Consider the following 17,379-nt stretch of genomic DNA (forward strand, 5'->3'; position numbering starts at 1 on the left):
ATTATGAAGATTAAGACTTTTGAATTTAACCCAATAGCCGAAAATACATATATATTGTATGACGACACAAAAGAATGTGTTATTATTGATGCCGGAGCTTTTTATCAGGATGAAAAACAAGAGTTACTCGACTTTATTCTGGATAATAACTTAATTGTAAAGCATCTGCTAAATACACATCTACATTTTGACCATGTATTTGGAAACAGTTTCATTTTAGAGCAATTCCATCTACATACAAAAGCACATCAGGCTGATGAGTTTCTATTGGAAGGTATGCCTGCTCAAATGAGAATGTTCGGATTCCCAAATGCAGAGTCAGCACCGGCAATAGGAACTTATATAAAAGAAGGAGATACCATTGAATTTGGCAATCAGAAACTAATCATCCTTGAAGTTCCCGGACATTCACCCGGCAGTGTAGCTTTTTACAGCGAAAAAGGCAATTGTGTAATAGTAGGTGATGCTTTGTTCAGAGGCAGTATCGGTCGTACCGATTTAGCGCAAGGAAATCAGGAACAGCTTCTTGAAGCTATCCGACAAAAACTATTTACCTTACCTCCCGAGACAATTGTTTATCCCGGTCACGGTCCTGCAACAACAATCAAAGAGGAAATGAGAAGTAATCCGTTTTTTGCGGTCAGATAACCTTCTACTTTTTCAAATTATAGATATAAATAGGGCTTAGCCTTAAAATAAAAAGAGATTGCCATAAGCAATCTCTTTTTTGTATATATATATCTGTCGATAACTGATCTTATCTGATTCTATTCAATGACTGAACCAATCGCTCGTCTGCTTTAATTTTAGACAGTGCCAGTACCGTTAATATTAATGATATTGCAGGTAATGCCAAGCCATATTCAACTTTAGCGAATTTCGCATCCAATACTGCCTGTCCTGTGTATAAGTAAGCGGCAAATGCAGTATAAAAAAGAATAATGAAAACAATCGAAACATAAGACATTTTTATTTGCAGTTTTCGTTTCTTAAACAAGAATATGGAAACAAAACTAAGCAAAGCACTTATAACTGCACAGACAGCTATACCCCAAGACGGATATACGAGTGTTATGCCATTCTCAAAAACACCCATGCTTTTAAAAAGATAAAAGCTATCGGATGCTCCAATCAGTACAGCCAGAGGTGTACATACAACTACAGCCATAAGAATGGCTGCAATTAATAGATATACGGATTGTATACGTTGTATCATTTAGAAATTGTCTTTGTCCTTATTAGGGTTTCTATAATATACTTTTCCTTCAGTATATTCCTGAGCTGCAATTAAAGCTGCTTTCGGCAATTTTTCGTAATATCTCGAAATCTCGATTTGTTCACGGTTTTCAAAAACCTCCTCTAAGTTATCGCTATAAGAAGCAAACTCCTGAAGCTTTCTGTCCAAATCCTGTTTCATTTCCACAGCTATTTGGTTTGCTCTCTTTCCAATAATTCGTACTGTTTCGTAGACATTACCTGTATCAGCAGACAAGCTCATCATATCTCTCGTGATTGTATTGCTTGGTGCATTTGTCTTCTTGTAATCCATAACTTTATTCGCTATAATGAATGTGATGTTTATTTACCTTCTAATTTCTTTTCGTTTTCCAGTTCGTCATCTGTCAGACCTTCGATCTTAAGATCCAACGCCTTCACAGCCTGCCTGTAGTACCTGTTGGCTTCTCTTTTATACTTCCCTTCGGGAAACATATTCAAGTAGTTATAGTGCTCATCAACCACGTCTCTTAAACGTTCGGCTGTACGTTCGGCAACACTCTTCCAGGCCAATTCGTGGCGAGATCTCAGAATCAGAATCTGAAATTCTTCGTTATATTGTGAATAGGGATACGTTTTAAGAGCCTCTCTTGCTGTTACAACACAAGACTCATAATTATTACCCATGTAATTTCCTAAATTATAATACAAACGACATGCCAAAAGTTCTTTCAATGCCAACTTTTCCTGCATCTCAAATAAATAATCCTGTACCAATTGTACTTTATCACTTTGAGGATATATCTCTAAGAATGTTTGGAATTCCTGCATCGACTTATATGTATTAGTCTGATCTAATCTTACATCGGGAATATCCAGATACAATCCGTAAGCTGCATTATACCTTGCCAACTCTGTAAACTCCCCTTTTGGATAAGTCGTATAATAAGCTTTAAAATACTGTGTTGCTGTCACATAATCTTTATCATAGAAAAAACTCTGAGCAAGTAAAAACAGAGATTCTTCTGCATGAGCTGTACCTTTAAAGATCGGAACCAACTCCTCCAACAATGTGGATGCTCTACCGTATTTCTTTTCATCAAAATACTTCTTTGCGTAAGTGTACTTTAATTCATAATCGGTGCTTTTAAGTATTTTGTTGTATTCGCCACATGAAGTAGCTACCAACAGCGTAAGTACAAATACTAAGAGAATTCTTATTTTCATTAGTTCAGAATGAGATTTTGAGTCACAAATTTAAGTAAAGCTTTTAGATTTTGAAAATAAAGTTTTTTTTTTAAGTTATTTTGAGATACTTACCCGCACAGCACATCTCTCAAAAGAAATTCAACCCCTACTCATATCCAAGAAAATCAACATTTTATCTACATAATCTCTATTATTTGACAATCGGGGAACTTTATTCTGTCCACCTGCTTTTCCTCTATATTTAAGCCAATTATAGAAACTGTTCTTCGGTAAGACCCGAACAACCGGATCTTTTAGGGATAAATTGTGAGATCGCTTTGCCTCATAATCCGAATTCACCTTCTTCAAGGCATTATCCAAAGTTACTCCAAATAAATGAATATCGGCAGGTTCAACATCGAATTCGATCAGCCACTCATGGGCTCCGGCAGAATTATCCCCAAAATAAATGGGTGCCGCCGTATACTCAACAATGTGAGCTCCCGTTACCGCACAAGCTTCACTCAATGCACTTTCGGCATTATCGATAATAACCTCTTCTCCGAAAGCATTTATAAAATGCTTGGTACGACCTGTTATCTTAAATAAATAGGGTTCGGTAGATGTGAATTCGATAGTATCGCCAATCATATACCTCCAAAGTCCACCATTTGTAGTAATAAGTACTGCATAGTTCTGACCAATCTCCACCTCCTCTAAGGTAAGGGTTTCAGGATTCTCGGAATCCCATTCGGTCATCGGCACAAACTCATAATATATATTATTATCGAGCATTAATAGCATATCCTTTGAATCACCTGAATATTGAGAACCAAAAAATCCTTCTGAAGCATTATAGGTTTCCCAATAAACCATCGAATCTTTTTTGATCAATTTTCTGTATTGATCCTCAAATGGAGTAAAGCTAACTCCGCCATGAAAAAACACTTCTAAGTTGGGCCACAAATCGGTCAATTCCAGACCTGTATCAGAAGTTATTTTCTTCAATAAAACCAATAGCCATGAAGGAACGCCCATAAAAGCTCTTACATCCTTCTTTATAGCATATTCAGTAAGCTTTTGTAATTTTGTTTCCCAATCGGGAATCAAAGATATACTCTCCGGGGTTCTACTGAACTTTGCCAGAAAATTCAAATTTTTAATTAAGATGGCAGAAATATCTCCGGTAAAAATACCGTCTCCGATATTATTCACTTGTTTACTCCCACCCAACACAAGCGTTTTACCTAAGAAAAACTTAGCTTCGGGATTATTTTTCGCATACAATGCCAGCATTTGTTGCCCGCATTTATAATGACCTTGCGTAAGGGATTCTTGTGTTACAGGAATGTATTTACTCTTATCATTGGTAGTACCCGAAGACATGGCAAACCACTTAACAGGCTTATTCCACAATACGTTCTGCTGCTTATCAATAAGAATTTTCTCCAGATAAGGCTTGAGGTCTTCGTAATGAAACACCGGAACCATCTTTCTGAAGTCATCTTTATTCTTGACAGATGAGAAATTGTATTTATCTCCAATAAAGGTATTAGCACCTGATTGGGTAAGATAGTTAAGTATTTTTTCCTGTGTAAGAAACGGTTTATTAATAAATTGCTCAACCTCTTTGTACTTAAAATCTAGATATTTGTGTACTATAGATGAGATCATCCGATTTTACTAATTTTTCGCAACCTATCTTCGTCCATTATTTTTATTTTGCGGCCATCCAGTGCAATTATATGCTCATCTACAAATGTAGATAAAGTACGGATGGCATTCGAAGTAGTCATATTTGACAGATTTGCCAGATCTTCTCTTGACAAATAAATACTTATAGTAGCACCATCTTCTTCGAGACCATAGTTCTCAAGAAGAAAGACCAATGATTCGGCCAGCCTTCCACGGATATGTTTTTGAGTCAGACTCACAACCCGTTCGTCGGCAATACCCAAATCAGTAGATAATTCGGTTATAAAGTACCTAGCCAGTTTGGTGTTTACCATAACCAATTCTTCGATAAGGACCATAGGTATTAGACAAATCGTAGAGGCTTCGAAAGCCGAAGCATTTGTCACATAAGGTTCCTTAGCGAAGTAAGCACGATACCCAAAATTCTGGACAGGTCGTATCATCCGGATTATTTGGCTACGTCCACCAACCCCGTTCTTGAAGATTTTGACTTTCCCTTTCAGGAGACACATCAAATCTTTAGGGATCTCTTCTTCACAATAAATTATTTCATTTTTTTTGAGGTGGAGAATCTTCGCTGAAGCTTTTACAAGCTCACGTTCATTCTCTTCAAGAAGAGCCCACATACCAGGGATGCTAGCTTCAAAGCTGATTACATCTCCCTTGTCTTTTATCATATAACGCCATTTTTACTAAGTACCTAAGATTAAAGTACCAAATATAGGAGCAAATATAAATATTTTTTATTCATTATTTGAGTTTTTTGTAAGATAAAAGATATGTAGAGCAATTACACAGAGCAATCATCTGCATAGATTAAACGTGTAAGCAGACAAATAATAAATTAATATTCAATAAATTAATAATATTAACATCAGAATCAACCAATACTAAAATGAAAATGAGAAATAAATTTGAATATTGGAATAATAAAAACTATTTTTGTGCCACTAAAATTTATCTTTATTCTGAATTGAAAGCAGTACAGCTGGTATTTAGTAAATCGACTGAATTAATTACATAACAATATATAAAATATAAGCCAAAGATGGATACATCTCTTATTAAAGTAGATAGCGTAAATGCTATACTTAAGGTAGACGTAAAAAAAGCTGATTATCAAGTAAAAGTCGATGAGGCTATAAAAAACTTTCGTAAGAAAGCCAACGTACCGGGTTTCCGTCCGGGAACTGTACCTGTAGGTATGGTAAAAAAAATGCACGGAAAATCAATCCTTGCCGAAGAAGTAAATAAATTGGTTGGTGAGGGTATCTATAACTATATACAAGAAAACAAACTTAATATATTAGGTGAACCTCTTCCAAATGAAGAAAAACAACAACTGGTTGATTTTTCTAAAGAAGAAGATTTTGAGTTTTTCTTCGATATAGCTCTTGCTCCTGAAGTAAAATTAGCTTTGAGCAAAAAAGACAAAATCAATTATTACAAAATAGCTGTAGAGCAAGAATTGATCGACAAACAAATAGCTTCATACAAGGCCAACTATGGTAAATATGAAACTCTCGAAGAAGGCGCTAAGCCAACTGACCTTTTGAAAGGTGAAGTGGTAGAATTAGAAGGTGGAAAACCTAAAGATGGCGGTATCCGTGTAGAGAATGCTGTTTTAATGCCTTCTTATATGAAAGATGAAGAAGAGCAAGCTAAATTTGCAGATGTAAAGAAAGGTGCAACTATCGTATTCAATCCGGGTAAAGCTTACGACGGAAACGAAACTGAAATAGCATCATTCCTACATATCGAAAAAGATGCAGTAGAATCTATTGCTGCTGAATTTCAATTCTCGGTAAACGAAATTACTCGTTACAAAGAGGCTGATTTGGATCAAGCTCTATTTGACAAAGTATTCGGAGAAGGTACTGTGAAAGATGAAGCTGAATTCATTGCTAAAGTAAAAGAAACTCTTCAAACACAATTGGCTCCTGATAGCGATTACAAATTCTTATTGGATGCACGTGTATTGCTGGAAGAAAAAGCAGGTGATCTTGAATTTCCTGATGCATTCCTAAAAAGATGGTTAATGGCAACAGGAACTGACAGAACTGCAGAATCTCTTGAAGCTGATTATCCTCAAATCATCAACGATTTGAAATTCCACTTGATCAAAGAACAATTAGTAAAAGAAAACGATCTTAAAATCGAAGAAGCTGATGTTCGTAACGTAGCTATCCAAGCAGCACGTGTACAATTTGCTCAATACGGAATGATGGGTATGCCGGAAGATGTTCTTGCAAATTATGCAAACGAAATGTTGAAGAACAAAGAAACTTCTCGTAACCTGGTTGACAAAGCAATGGAAGAAAAAATTGTTGTATGCTTGAAATCTCTTGTTACATTAAACGAACAAGAAATGAGTCTTGACGAATTTAAAAAATTCTTCGAAGGAGAAGCTGAAGCTTAATAAAGACCCAAGCTTATAATATTGCAATAAAAAAATAAGGTCTATACGAAAAGACCTTTGCCTCCAATCTTAAGAAAGACAAAGCTTTTATTTGTTGGTTTCCAATAATTATTTATAACTTTGTTTTAGACTAAGCATCAATGGCAAAGGTCTTTTTTATTTACTGAAAGCATAGTGCTTAAGACTTTTTATTGCTCCGGATAAGTAATTGATAAGTGTCGGTTATAATTGCAAAATAATAGATTAGACGGTTACTCGTACTTACCATTAAAAGTTAGGCATAGAATTTGCAGTCTCCTAAGTGAATTAATAATTAAAGATATAAACAACTATGAATGATTTCAGAAAATACGCAACCAAACATATTGGTTTGAACGGATTGGCTCTTGATCAATACATGGATATAACCAGCAGCTATATTTCACCAACCATTATCGAAGAACGTCAACTAAATGTTGCACAAATGGATGTGTTCTCTCGTTTAATGATGGACCGTATCATTTTCCTAGGTACAGGTATTGACGATTATACTGCCAACGTTATTCAGGCTCAATTACTTTATTTGGACTCTGCCGATTCGGGTAAAGATATTTCAATCTATATCAACTCGCCCGGAGGCTCAGTATATGCCGGATACGGAATATATGACACTATGCAATTTATCGGAAGCGATGTGTCTACAATCTGTACAGGTATGGCAGCTTCTATGGCAGCAGTACTTTTGGTTGCAGGACAAAAAGGCAAGCGTTTCGGATTGAAACACTCACGTGTAATGATACACCAACCGTTGGGTGGTGCTCAGGGTCAAGCCTCTGATATCGAAATCACTGCTCGTGAAATCGCAAAAGTAAAACAAGAACTATATGCAATTATCGCTGATCACTCAGGACAATCAATCGAAAAGGTTGCTCAGGATTCAGATCGCGACTATTGGATGAACTCTGCCGAAGCTAAAGACTACGGTATGATCGACGAAATATTAGTTCGTACTAAATAATGCAGACACTACTGCCAAGAGCTTAATAATTGGCTGCTTATTATACTTAATAGGCAGTCAATTATTTATTTGTAGGCAGAGATAACAGATAGATTTCGAAACAGGTCTATGACCTAAAATAAAAAATATGGCAAAAAAAGGGACAAACGATTTTTGTAGTTTCTGTGGACGACCAGATAGTGATGTCAATTTATTAATAGCAGGAATATCTGCTCACATATGCGATAAATGTGTGGATCAAGCATATCTTATCGTAAAAGATTCATTAAAGTCCGAAAAAGGTATTGAAGACATACTTGACAAAAAGAATCTACCGAATCCAAAACAGATCAAAGAATTCTTAGATCAATATATTATCGGACAAGATGATGCAAAACGTTATTTGTCGGTTTCAGTATACAATCACTACAAACGATTACTTCAGGAAGTAGGTGAAGATGATATTGAGATCGAAAAGTCAAACATCATCATGGTGGGTCCGACAGGAACAGGTAAAACTCTTTTGGCACGTACTATCGCCAAACTATTACACGTACCATTCGCCATTGTTGATGCTACGGTATTAACAGAAGCCGGTTATGTAGGAGAAGATATCGAGAGTATTCTTACCCGCCTTTTGCAAGCTGCCGATTACGATGTAGCTGCTGCCGAACGTGGTATTGTTTTTATTGACGAAATAGATAAGATTGCCCGTAAAGGAGACAATCCATCTATCACTCGTGATGTAAGTGGCGAAGGTGTACAACAAGGTCTTTTGAAATTACTCGAAGGTTCTATTGTAAATGTGCCACCGCAGGGAGGACGTAAACATCCCGATCAAAAAATGATTGCTGTTAACACCAAAAATATACTATTTGTATGTGGAGGGGCTTTTGACGGTATCGAAAGAAAAATTGCTCAACGTTTGAATACTCGTGTTGTCGGATATTCGGCTGCTTTGAAAAATTCGGATATCGACAGAAATGAATTACTGAAATATATAACTCCTCAGGATTTAAAATCTTTCGGATTAATTCCTGAAATTATTGGTCGTCTGCCTATTCTTACTTATCTGAATGCTTTAGATCATTCGGCTTTGAGAAGAATTTTAACAGAACCTAAAAATTCGATCATCAAACAATATTTGAAGTTATTCACCATGGATGATGTGAATCTCACCTTTGATGATGCAGTATACGACTATATAGTAGACAAGGCTGTTGAATATAAACTAGGAGCAAGAGGACTTCGTTCGATAGTAGAAACAGTGATGATGGATGCTATGTTTACCATCCCATCTAGCGACGAAAAGAGCTTGCATATCACAAAAGAGTACGCTGTACGGCAATTGGAAAGCTCTAATCTGGACAGGCTGAAAAATTCTTATGAATAATTCTCATTTTTCTATTAAAAAAAAATCTTTTTCTATTGTATTTTTGACTTAAGAAGCTATCTTCGTAAGATATAATTACATTTTCAAAAATAACTAGTGTAGGTTATGTCTATTTTTGATATTCCATTTATGCGATTTAATTAACTATGTCAAAACGAGAAGATCTATTAATTGAAAATCTAAAAAAACATTTTGGGTTTGATAAGTTCAAGGGTAACCAGGAGGCTATCATACAGAATGTTTTGGAGGAAAAAGATACTTTTGTTTTGATGCCGACAGGAGGGGGAAAATCTCTTTGCTATCAGCTTCCTGCGATATTGATGGAGGGTACTGCGATTATCATATCCCCATTAATTGCATTGATGAAAAATCAGGTTGACGCCATGCGCAACTTCAGCGAAGAAGATGGTATAGCTCATTTTTTGAATTCATCCTTAAACAAAGCTTCCATTGAGTTGGTAAAAGCGGATGTAATATCGGGCAAAACAAAATTATTATATGTTGCTCCCGAATCTTTAACTAAAGATGAAAATATTGAGTTTTTGCGACAAATAAAAGTTTCGTTTTATGCAATAGACGAAGCTCACTGTATATCGGAATGGGGACATGATTTCAGGCCCGAATACAGACGCATCAAGCCCATCATCATGGAAATCGGTCAGCGGCCGCTTGTCGCTTTGACAGCAACAGCGACACCTAAGGTGCAGCACGACATCCAGAAGAGTCTGGGAATGTTGGATGCAAAAATTTACAAATCATCTTTTAATCGCGAAAATCTTTATTACGAAGTTCGACCAAAGACTGACAAGGTAGACCGGGATATTATCCGGTATATCAAATCTCAGGAAGGAAAATCGGGTATCGTATATTGCTTAAGCAGAAAAAAAGTAGAAGAATTTGCTGAAATTCTGCGGGCAAATAATATAAATGCGCTTGCTTACCATGCCGGCTTGGATGCCTCGACCCGTGGCGAGAATCAAGACTCTTTTTTGATGGAAAAAGTGGACGTCATTGTAGCCACAATAGCCTTCGGTATGGGTATCGACAAACCCGATGTAAGATATGTCATACATTATGACATGCCTAAAAGCCTCGAAGGATATTATCAGGAAACAGGACGTGCAGGACGTGATGGAGGTGAAGGTAGATGTGTAGCATTCTATTCGTATAAAGACCTTCAGAAACTCGAAAAATTTATGCAGGGTAAGCCTGTTGCCGAACAAGAAATTGGCAAACAGCTTCTTCTTGAAACAGCAGCTTATGCTGAAACAGCAATGTGTCGTAGAATTGTTCTACTACACTATTTCGGAGAAAAATATAATCAACATAACTGTGGTAATTGTGACAATTGTATAAACCCTAAAAAACAAGTGGAAGCTCAAGACTTATTATTAACAGCAATAGAAGCTGTATTAGCATTAAAAGAAAAATTCAAAACTGAGTACGTTATTAATTTCCTTAGAGGAAAAGAAACGTCAGAAATTGAGACCTATGGTCATCAGGATTTAGAAGCATTCGGATCTGGAGAAGATACTGATGAAGACACCTGGAATGCCGTAATTAAACAAGGTCTGATTGCCGGTTATTTAGACAAAGACATAGAAAACTATGGTCTACTTAAAATTACAAAAAAAGGAAAAGACTTTTTAAAGAAGCCGGTTTCATTCAAGATAGCTCAGGAAGAGGATTTTGATGATGAGAGTGATGATGAAGTGGTTATCAAAGGCGGGGGCGGAAGCTCGGCTGTAGATCCAGTATTATTCTCTATCATGAAAGACCTTCGTAAGAAGATGTCTAAAAAATTAAATGTTCCTCCTTATGTTATTTTCCAAGATCCTTCGTTGGAATCGATGGCAACCATCTACCCGACAAGTATCGACGAACTACAGAACATCCCCGGTGTAGGAGCAGGTAAAGCTAAAAGATACGGTGCCGAATTTGTTGAGATTATAAAGAAGCACGTAGAAGAAAATGAGATTGAGCGTCCAGAAGACTTAAGAGTAAGAACGGTAGCTAATAAATCGAAATTAAAAGTGGCTATAGTACAAAGTATCGACCGCAAGGTTGCTTTGGACGATCTTGCAGAATCGAAAGGTATAGAGTTTCCCGAATTACTGGCAGAATTAGAAGCTATAGTTTACTCAGGAACTAAGATAAACATTGATTATTTCTTGAATGAGGTAATAGATGAAGACCATATGGCGGATATCTTCGATTATTTTCAGGAAGCAGAATCAGACGATCTCGAAGATGCAATAAACGAACTGGGTATGTATACCGAAGAGGAAATACGTCTGGTAAGAATTAAGTTCATCTCCGATATGGCAAACTAAGGTCTAATGACCTTTTTATTATAAAAAATGAAGAGAGCTATTTTTCCGGGCACATTCGATCCTTTTACAATAGGACATGCTTCGCTGGTTCGCAGAGGATTAAATGTGGTAGACGAGATTATAATATCAATAGGAGTCAATGACAATAAGAGAAGTTACTTTTCTTTGGAACAACGAATCCATATGATAGAAAAATTGTACGCGGATGAGCCTCGGGTTTCGGTCGGTTCGTACGATTCACTTACTGTCGATTTCGCTAAAAAGGTAGATGCCGAATTTATCATTAGAGGAATCAGGTCAGTAAATGATTTTGAATACGAGAAAACAATTGCGGATATGAATCGCAATATATCGGGAATCGAAACATTAGTACTTTTCACAGAGCCTGAGCTGACTCATATCAGCTCAACAATCGTCCGCGAACTTTTGCGATACAAACATGACGTAAGTAATTTTGTACCGGATGGTATTGATATTAATACAGACTAAAACAGTTGAACAGAAATAAAAGAACTATCCAAAGAGTCAAGTAAGAGCCTTTGCTTGACTCTTTTGCATAATCTAAAGTCTTAAACCTTTATATATGTTGGTAGTATAATAAAACTATTAATTACAATCTAAGAATAACGCATTAAACATTTGCTGTTACTAAAAAGAAAATATAAGATGAGAAGAAAGACATTGTTATTGATAATAACCTGTACATTCATTTTTGTTAATACCATTTCAGCACAATACGGGATGAGTCAAGGAACTAAGAAATTAGCTACTACCATGACTTTAATCGAGAGGATGTATGTTGATACTGTTAATGATGAAAAATTGGCAGATGATGCAATTGTATCCATACTAAAAGAACTAGATCCCCACTCCTCGTATCTTAGTGCCGAGACTGTATCTGAAATGAATGAGCCATTAGAAGGCAACTTCGATGGAATAGGTATATCATTCAATATGATGTCTGATACTCTTTATGTTATCGAAACAATTGCCGATGGTCCATCTGAACGAGTAGGCTTACTTCCGGGCGATCGCATAATATCAGTGAACGATACTACCATCGCAGGTGTTAATATGAGTACACGTGATATTATGAAAAGGTTGAAAGGACCGAAAGGAACAAAAGTTACAGTAAAAGTTCTTCGCCGAGGTGGTCAAAAGCCTATAACTTTCCAGATAATACGTGCTAAGATTCCTATTTATAGTCTGGATGCAGCCTATATGATTGATGATAAAACAGGATATATTCGTTTGAGTCGTTTTGGAGCCACTACTGTAGCAGAATTTAAAGAAGCTTTGGTTAAACTGAATGCCGAAGGTTTGCAGAATCTGATTCTCGATCTTGAAAGCAATGGTGGAGGCTATTTAAACGCGGCAACCGAACTTGCAGACGAATTCTTGGGTAAAGATAAGCTTATCGTCTATATGGAGGGAGCTCATCAAGCAAGAACAAGCGATTCCTCAACAGAAAAAGGCTTATTCGAGAAAGGTAAACTAGTAATTCTAGTAGACGAAGGGTCGGCTTCTGCCAGTGAAATTGTATCCGGTGCTGTTCAGGATTGGGATAGAGGACTGATAGTTGGAAGACGAACATTTGGCAAAGGGCTTGTACAACGACAATTTCCCCTACCCGACGGATCAATGATCCGCTTAACGGTAGCACGCTATTACACTCCGACAGGTCGCTGTATTCAGAAACCATATACGCATGGAGATCAGGATTCTTATAACAGGGATTTGATAGCAAGATACAACAGGGGTGAAATGATGAATGCTGACAGCATACATTTCCCTGATTCTTTAAAATATAAAACGCTGGTAAATGAGCGTATTGTATACGGTGGCGGAGGTATTATGCCCGACTATTTTGTTCCGATAGATACAACCGAATATACCGAATACAGTGGACGTATTAATGCAATGGGTATTGTTTATAAACTTGCACTCAATCAAGTAGATGCAAATAGAAAGGAGCTTTTGAAGAAGTACCCTACTATTGAAAAGTTTAAAGATGAGTATGAAGCTTCGGACAAAGTACTAGCCGAAATGATACAAATGGCCACCGATGAAAAAATAGAATATAAAGAAGATCAGTATTTAAGATCTAAAGAGCAATTCAAAAGAAGAATAAAAGCTTTGATAGCCAGAGATCTATTCAACACGGCTGCCTACTTTAAGATTATCAACGATGAGAGTGAAATCTTCAGAAGAGGTCTTGAAATTATAAATAATGATACTGAATATCAAAAACTACTTGGGAAAGAGTAACAATAAAGCATAAGATTTAAATAGCAATCGATTATGACAGCAAGAAAAGTGTATAAAGAAATTTCAAAAGTTCTAACTGAAGCAATTAACAGTTTGAATGAAGGGTATACAGGCAGTTCTTTGACTGATATATTTCTTGTTGTAGATAAAGATAGTGGAAGCTTATCGGTATTTGATGACGAAGAAAATCTGTTGTCTCAGATAATAATAGAGGAATGGGCATCAGAAGATGACGATCTGGTAATAGCTCGTCAATTAAGAGAAGTTGTTGAGCAATTTGATATGGATAATAAATTCGACACTCTGGACGTATTTAAACCATTTTCTATTAATATTGCAGACGAAAACCTTATTGTTCAAGAAGAATTACTGGTAATAGAAGATGACTCTGTTATCAGAATCGAGAATGATTTTTTGAATCGCATCGATAAAGAATTTGATGATTTTTTAGACAAATTGCTTAAAGAATAAGGTAGATTCACTTTATTTACACGAGCAACTCTAAGATAGATTATTTACAATGAAACAATTAAATATAAATATAAAAAACAAACGGGCAACTTTTGACTATGAGTTGCTTGATACATATACAGCAGGTCTGGTATTAACCGGAACCGAAATTAAATCAATCAGATTGGGGAAAGCCAGTTTAGTTGATACCTTTTGTATCTTCGAAAAAGAGGCTTTATGGGTAAGAAACATGAACATAACTGAATATTTTTATGGTTCATATAACAATCACGTAGCACGCCGCGATCGTAAATTGCTTCTTAATAAAAAAGAACTCAAAAAAATTCAACGTTCAGTAAAAGAAACAGGATATACAATTGTTCCGACACGACTATTTCTTAATGACAGAGGTTTAGCTAAATTAAATATCGCTGTTGCCCGAGGAAAAAAACAATACGATAAGCGACAATCTCTCAAAGAGAAAGATGACAAAAGAATGCTTGATCGAGTAATGAAAAAATAGGGTCTCAAATCCTATATCGTCTAGATACATAGAGTAAACAAGTTCACAAATTTCGTATACTTGATTATCGAGCACTTCTAAACTTACTTTAATGCTACTTAAAAGAGATGGATAATAATAAAGCAGGGATAAAAGGGAATAATACAAACAAGGTTATTCTGGGCTTATTCCTTATTATTTTCTTCGTTTTAGTTTTTCTACTAAATAGATTATATCCCATCCATTCTGACGATTGGATGTACTCTTTTATATTCAATGAGAATCCACCGCAGCGTATTGGAAATGTCCTTGATATTATTGTTTCACAGTATAACCACTATCTATATTGGGGTGGGCGTAATATTGTACATTTTATCGATCAGCTTTTACTATTGCTAAATCCTCTTTTAAGAGAAATACTCAATAGCGTCGCTTATACAGCATTTGCTTTTATTATATATCGAATTGCAAATAAAGGAAAAGAAACAAATCCTTATTTATTTCTTCTGGTTAATTTACTCGTCTGGTTATTAACTCCTGTATTTCCACAGACAGTAATCTGGATTACAGGTAGTAGTAATTATTTATGGGGAACACTTATAATATTGGTATTCTTATCGTATTACTACAGCTTCTATGTAAACGAAAAATCAAAAGATAGCGTTCTTAAAAATATACTCTTCCTATTCGGAGGTATTATTGCCGGATGGACAAATGAAAATTCGGTAATAGCACTAATTTCGATATTATTCATTCTATTTTTATATTGTAAGGTAAGAAAAATAAAAATCCCCAAATGGACTATATATGGTTTTATAGGTGTTTGCATTGGGTGTGCTGTCATGTTATTAGCTCCCGGCAATTTTATTAGATCAAAAGATACCCATGCAGCTTTTAATTTAATCGACAAACCTTTCTTAGAGGTCTTAAGGTATAAAGCGAGAAACATATATTGGATTTATAAATATGTGAATTCCATAGGCATACTGATTCTCATATATATCTGTTTAAATTTTGTATTCTTCTGTCAGAATAAAGATAATAGAAACTATACTGCCTGGTTTGGCTCACTACTGTTTTTTACTGCTGCCCATATTTCGGCGTTAGCTATGATTGCATCACCCATATTTCCACTCCGTGCTGCTTTTTGCTTATCAAGTTTTATGATTGTATCCATCTGTATAATCTATGCAAATGTTAATATGAGTAATTTAGCAATGAAAATCATAAATATTTTGATATTGACAGCGTTAACTGTTATCTTCGCATTTACCTATTCAGAAAGATACCAAATACTAGTGTCGCTGGCCGATAGGTATGAAAAAAGAGAGTTATATATAGAAGAACAAAAAGAAATAGGTAATAAAGATATAGTTTTAGAAGAACCTCCTATTATACTGCCTGCCGAGTTTGATTTTGAAGATATTTCGAACGATCCAGACTCATGGCGAAATGGTATCTGTGCAGACTATTATAAGTTAAATTCGATAAAACGGATTAATCCGTAAGCACTACTAAAACCCAAGTGAAAATGAGAGAATATTACGAAAAGGTCATCTTCGGTTATCAAAAACTAGATGCTGCTCTTTCGAAAGAGAAATCAGCCAAATGTATTTTGCTGCTGCTTTCTCTATCATTTGGGATTCTTATCCTTTTGCTTAATATCATATACCCATTATATGCCGATGATTGGGGATATACTTTTATAACCGGATCTGAGTTAACCCAAAAGATAACTAGCTTTTCTGATATATTAAATTCTCAATATCAACACTACTTTCTACATGGAGGAAGAACGATTGTACATATCATAGCAGAATCTCTGCTTCTCCTCAAAGGATATTGGACTGATATAATCAACAGCATGGCATATGTTTTGTTTGCTTATATTATTTATAAGATTTCTAATCTTAACAAGAGAGCAAATCCGTCACTATTTTTCTTCATCAATATTCTTATTTGGTTTTTTCAACCAGCTTTCGCTCAAACCATATTATGGATTACAGGAAGTGCTAACTATTTATGGGGAACGTTGATTATTATTTCGTTTCTATACTTTTTCTGCCAATCTTTTATAAAACAAGATAACAACAACTCTATCTATAAATGTATCGTCTTTGTTCTTTTTGGCATTATTGCCGGATGGACTAACGAAAATACAGCTATCGGCATGATAATTCTGATAGGTATATTAATGATCTATCTTAAACATACACAAAAAAAGATTCCGGTATGGATGCTTTTCGGATTAACAGGTGCTATTATTGGTTTTATAATCATGATCGCTGCCCCCGGCAATTATCTTAGATACGAAAATGTTATTGAAGGCAATAAACTCCTTCAACAATCGAAAGTGAAGTTTTATTTCTCCCGCTTACTTCCTGTAATAGGTGATTTTTATAAATTCGCTCTCCCTCTTGTTATGATATACTCATTGACATTAGTCACTTACATTTATTTTGACAAGAAACGAAATACAAGGATTATATACCTATCGCTTTGTTTCTGTCTCGCCGGTTTAATGGCAGACTTAGCAATGGTAACTTCTCCTGAATTTCCACCACGAGCATGGTTTGGAATTATAACATTCTTCATTATTGCAATTGGGATTATATACGCTAATCTGAAAACAGATCATATATACATATCAGTAATAAAAACACTTTTAATATTTTTCGCGTCCATATATTTCATACTGTCCTATCAAAGAGGCTTCAAAGATTTGTATGCTATAAATAAAATATTCGAGAAGCGAGAACAGATCATAAATAGGCAACCCAATAAAACAGAGTTTGATTTTGTTACTCAAGAATCCATTAATCCTCAAACAGGATTTCCGATGATAGATGAAATTCCATCTAAACCCAATCACTGGATCAATATGTTTTATCTGAGATACCACAATATCAAGTCCTTTAAAATAGAATCCGACAAATAAAC

Annotated in this window: 16 protein-coding genes; 11 read left to right on the forward strand and 5 right to left on the reverse strand. The window is 35.6% G+C overall.

Annotation, left to right across the window (positions count from 1 at the left end; all coding sequences use genetic code 11):
• The first annotated feature begins 3 nt into the window (after positions 1-3).
• Positions 4-648 carry an MBL fold metallo-hydrolase gene (locus G7050_RS03775; RefSeq protein WP_166111402.1) on the forward strand — a complete coding sequence of 215 codons (645 nt, stop codon included), beginning with the start codon at positions 4-6 and terminating at the stop codon, positions 646-648.
• Positions 649-757: 109 nt separating this feature from the next.
• Here G7050_RS03775 and G7050_RS03780 read toward each other — a convergent pair whose 3' ends face one another.
• The 5 genes from G7050_RS03780 to G7050_RS03800 all read right to left on the reverse strand — a co-directional run bounded on the left by G7050_RS03780 (position 758) and on the right by G7050_RS03800 (position 4,775).
• The gene (locus G7050_RS03780) at positions 758-1,216 is read right to left on the reverse strand and encodes a DUF4293 domain-containing protein (protein ID WP_166111405.1); all 459 of its coding nucleotides are present in this window, start codon (positions 1,214-1,216) and stop codon (positions 758-760) included.
• Positions 1,217-1,549: a DNA-directed RNA polymerase subunit omega gene (locus G7050_RS03785; RefSeq protein WP_166111408.1), complete on the reverse strand. Its 333-nt coding sequence runs from the start codon at positions 1,547-1,549 to the stop codon at positions 1,217-1,219. It abuts the gene before it with no gap.
• Positions 1,550-1,578: 29 nt separating this feature from the next.
• Complete coding sequence (locus G7050_RS03790) at positions 1,579-2,442, reverse strand: outer membrane protein assembly factor BamD (RefSeq protein ID WP_166111411.1); 864 nt, start codon at positions 2,440-2,442, stop codon at positions 1,579-1,581.
• Positions 2,443-2,562: 120 nt separating this feature from the next.
• Entirely contained in the window at positions 2,563-4,077 is a 1,515-nt protein-coding gene (locus G7050_RS03795; RefSeq protein WP_166111414.1) for a GH3 auxin-responsive promoter family protein, read from the reverse strand.
• Positions 4,074-4,775: a Crp/Fnr family transcriptional regulator gene (locus G7050_RS03800; RefSeq protein ID WP_166111417.1), complete on the reverse strand. Its 702-nt coding sequence runs from the start codon at positions 4,773-4,775 to the stop codon at positions 4,074-4,076. The genes G7050_RS03795 and G7050_RS03800 overlap by 4 nt, the downstream gene beginning before the upstream one ends.
• A 371-nt stretch (positions 4,776-5,146) precedes the next feature.
• Here G7050_RS03800 and tig point away from each other — a divergent pair, with 371 nt between their 5' ends.
• The 10 genes from tig to G7050_RS03850 all read left to right on the forward strand — a co-directional run bounded on the left by tig (position 5,147) and on the right by G7050_RS03850 (position 17,377).
• Positions 5,147-6,517: a trigger factor gene (gene tig, locus G7050_RS03805; RefSeq protein ID WP_166111420.1), complete on the forward strand. Its 1,371-nt coding sequence runs from the start codon at positions 5,147-5,149 to the stop codon at positions 6,515-6,517.
• 331 nt (positions 6,518-6,848) lie between these two features.
• Positions 6,849-7,514 carry an ATP-dependent Clp endopeptidase proteolytic subunit ClpP gene (gene clpP, locus G7050_RS03810; RefSeq protein ID WP_166111423.1) on the forward strand — a complete coding sequence of 222 codons (666 nt, stop codon included), beginning with the start codon at positions 6,849-6,851 and terminating at the stop codon, positions 7,512-7,514.
• A 127-nt stretch (positions 7,515-7,641) separates the two neighbouring features.
• Positions 7,642-8,886, forward strand: coding sequence for an ATP-dependent Clp protease ATP-binding subunit ClpX (gene clpX / locus G7050_RS03815; RefSeq protein ID WP_166111426.1), 1,245 nt, complete (start codon positions 7,642-7,644; stop codon positions 8,884-8,886).
• A gap of 146 nt (positions 8,887-9,032) precedes the next feature.
• Positions 9,033-11,219, forward strand: a complete 2,187-nt coding sequence (gene recQ / locus G7050_RS03820) for a DNA helicase RecQ (protein ID WP_166111428.1) — start codon at positions 9,033-9,035, stop codon at positions 11,217-11,219.
• A 27-nt stretch (positions 11,220-11,246) separates the two neighbouring features.
• Positions 11,247-11,708 (forward strand): pantetheine-phosphate adenylyltransferase, encoded by a 462-nt coding sequence (gene coaD / locus G7050_RS03825; protein WP_166111431.1) that lies wholly within the window; start codon positions 11,247-11,249, stop codon positions 11,706-11,708.
• A 177-nt stretch (positions 11,709-11,885) separates the two neighbouring features.
• Positions 11,886-13,487, forward strand: a complete 1,602-nt coding sequence (locus G7050_RS03830) for a S41 family peptidase (protein ID WP_166111434.1) — start codon at positions 11,886-11,888, stop codon at positions 13,485-13,487.
• Between the two features lie 33 nt (positions 13,488-13,520).
• Positions 13,521-13,958, forward strand: a complete 438-nt coding sequence (locus G7050_RS03835; protein WP_166111437.1) for a hypothetical protein — start codon at positions 13,521-13,523, stop codon at positions 13,956-13,958.
• Positions 13,959-14,007: 49 nt separating this feature from the next.
• Positions 14,008-14,460 (forward strand): SsrA-binding protein, encoded by a 453-nt coding sequence (gene smpB / locus G7050_RS03840; RefSeq protein WP_166111440.1) that lies wholly within the window; start codon positions 14,008-14,010, stop codon positions 14,458-14,460.
• A 107-nt stretch (positions 14,461-14,567) separates the two neighbouring features.
• Positions 14,568-15,947, forward strand: a complete 1,380-nt coding sequence (locus G7050_RS03845; RefSeq protein WP_166111443.1) for a DUF6056 family protein — start codon at positions 14,568-14,570, stop codon at positions 15,945-15,947.
• Positions 15,948-15,970: 23 nt separating this feature from the next.
• Positions 15,971-17,377, forward strand: a complete 1,407-nt coding sequence (locus G7050_RS03850; RefSeq protein WP_166111446.1) for a DUF6056 family protein — start codon at positions 15,971-15,973, stop codon at positions 17,375-17,377.
• Positions 17,378-17,379 lie beyond the last annotated feature (2 nt).

Source organism: Dysgonomonas sp. HDW5A (assembly GCF_011299555.1).
Taxonomy (GTDB): Bacteria; Bacteroidota; Bacteroidia; order Bacteroidales; family Dysgonomonadaceae; genus Dysgonomonas_A.

Excerpts from the sequence above, each read along its gene's own strand:
- G7050_RS03850 (WP_166111446.1), top strand. The coding sequence starts at position 15,971 with ATGAGAGAATATTACGAAAAGGTCATCTTCGGTTATCAAAAACTAGAT.
- G7050_RS03835 (WP_166111437.1), top strand. The coding sequence starts at position 13,521 with ATGACAGCAAGAAAAGTGTATAAAGAAATTTCAAAAGTTCTAACTGAA.
- G7050_RS03775 (WP_166111402.1), top strand. The coding sequence starts at position 4 with ATGAAGATTAAGACTTTTGAATTTAACCCAATAGCCGAAAATACATAT.
- G7050_RS03845 (WP_166111443.1), top strand. The coding sequence starts at position 14,568 with ATGGATAATAATAAAGCAGGGATAAAAGGGAATAATACAAACAAGGTT.
- recQ (WP_166111428.1), top strand. The coding sequence starts at position 9,033 with ATGTCAAAACGAGAAGATCTATTAATTGAAAATCTAAAAAAACATTTT.
- clpP (WP_166111423.1), top strand. The coding sequence starts at position 6,849 with ATGAATGATTTCAGAAAATACGCAACCAAACATATTGGTTTGAACGGA.
- G7050_RS03785 (WP_166111408.1), bottom strand. The coding sequence starts at position 1,549 with ATGGATTACAAGAAGACAAATGCACCAAGCAATACAATCACGAGAGAT.
- clpX (WP_166111426.1), top strand. The coding sequence starts at position 7,642 with ATGGCAAAAAAAGGGACAAACGATTTTTGTAGTTTCTGTGGACGACCA.
- smpB (WP_166111440.1), top strand. The coding sequence starts at position 14,008 with ATGAAACAATTAAATATAAATATAAAAAACAAACGGGCAACTTTTGAC.
- tig (WP_166111420.1), top strand. The coding sequence starts at position 5,147 with ATGGATACATCTCTTATTAAAGTAGATAGCGTAAATGCTATACTTAAG.
- G7050_RS03800 (WP_166111417.1), bottom strand. The coding sequence starts at position 4,775 with ATGATAAAAGACAAGGGAGATGTAATCAGCTTTGAAGCTAGCATCCCT.
- coaD (WP_166111431.1), top strand. The coding sequence starts at position 11,247 with ATGAAGAGAGCTATTTTTCCGGGCACATTCGATCCTTTTACAATAGGA.
- G7050_RS03830 (WP_166111434.1), top strand. The coding sequence starts at position 11,886 with ATGAGAAGAAAGACATTGTTATTGATAATAACCTGTACATTCATTTTT.
- G7050_RS03790 (WP_166111411.1), bottom strand. The coding sequence starts at position 2,442 with ATGAAAATAAGAATTCTCTTAGTATTTGTACTTACGCTGTTGGTAGCT.
- G7050_RS03780 (WP_166111405.1), bottom strand. The coding sequence starts at position 1,216 with ATGATACAACGTATACAATCCGTATATCTATTAATTGCAGCCATTCTT.
- G7050_RS03795 (WP_166111414.1), bottom strand. The coding sequence starts at position 4,077 with ATGATCTCATCTATAGTACACAAATATCTAGATTTTAAGTACAAAGAG.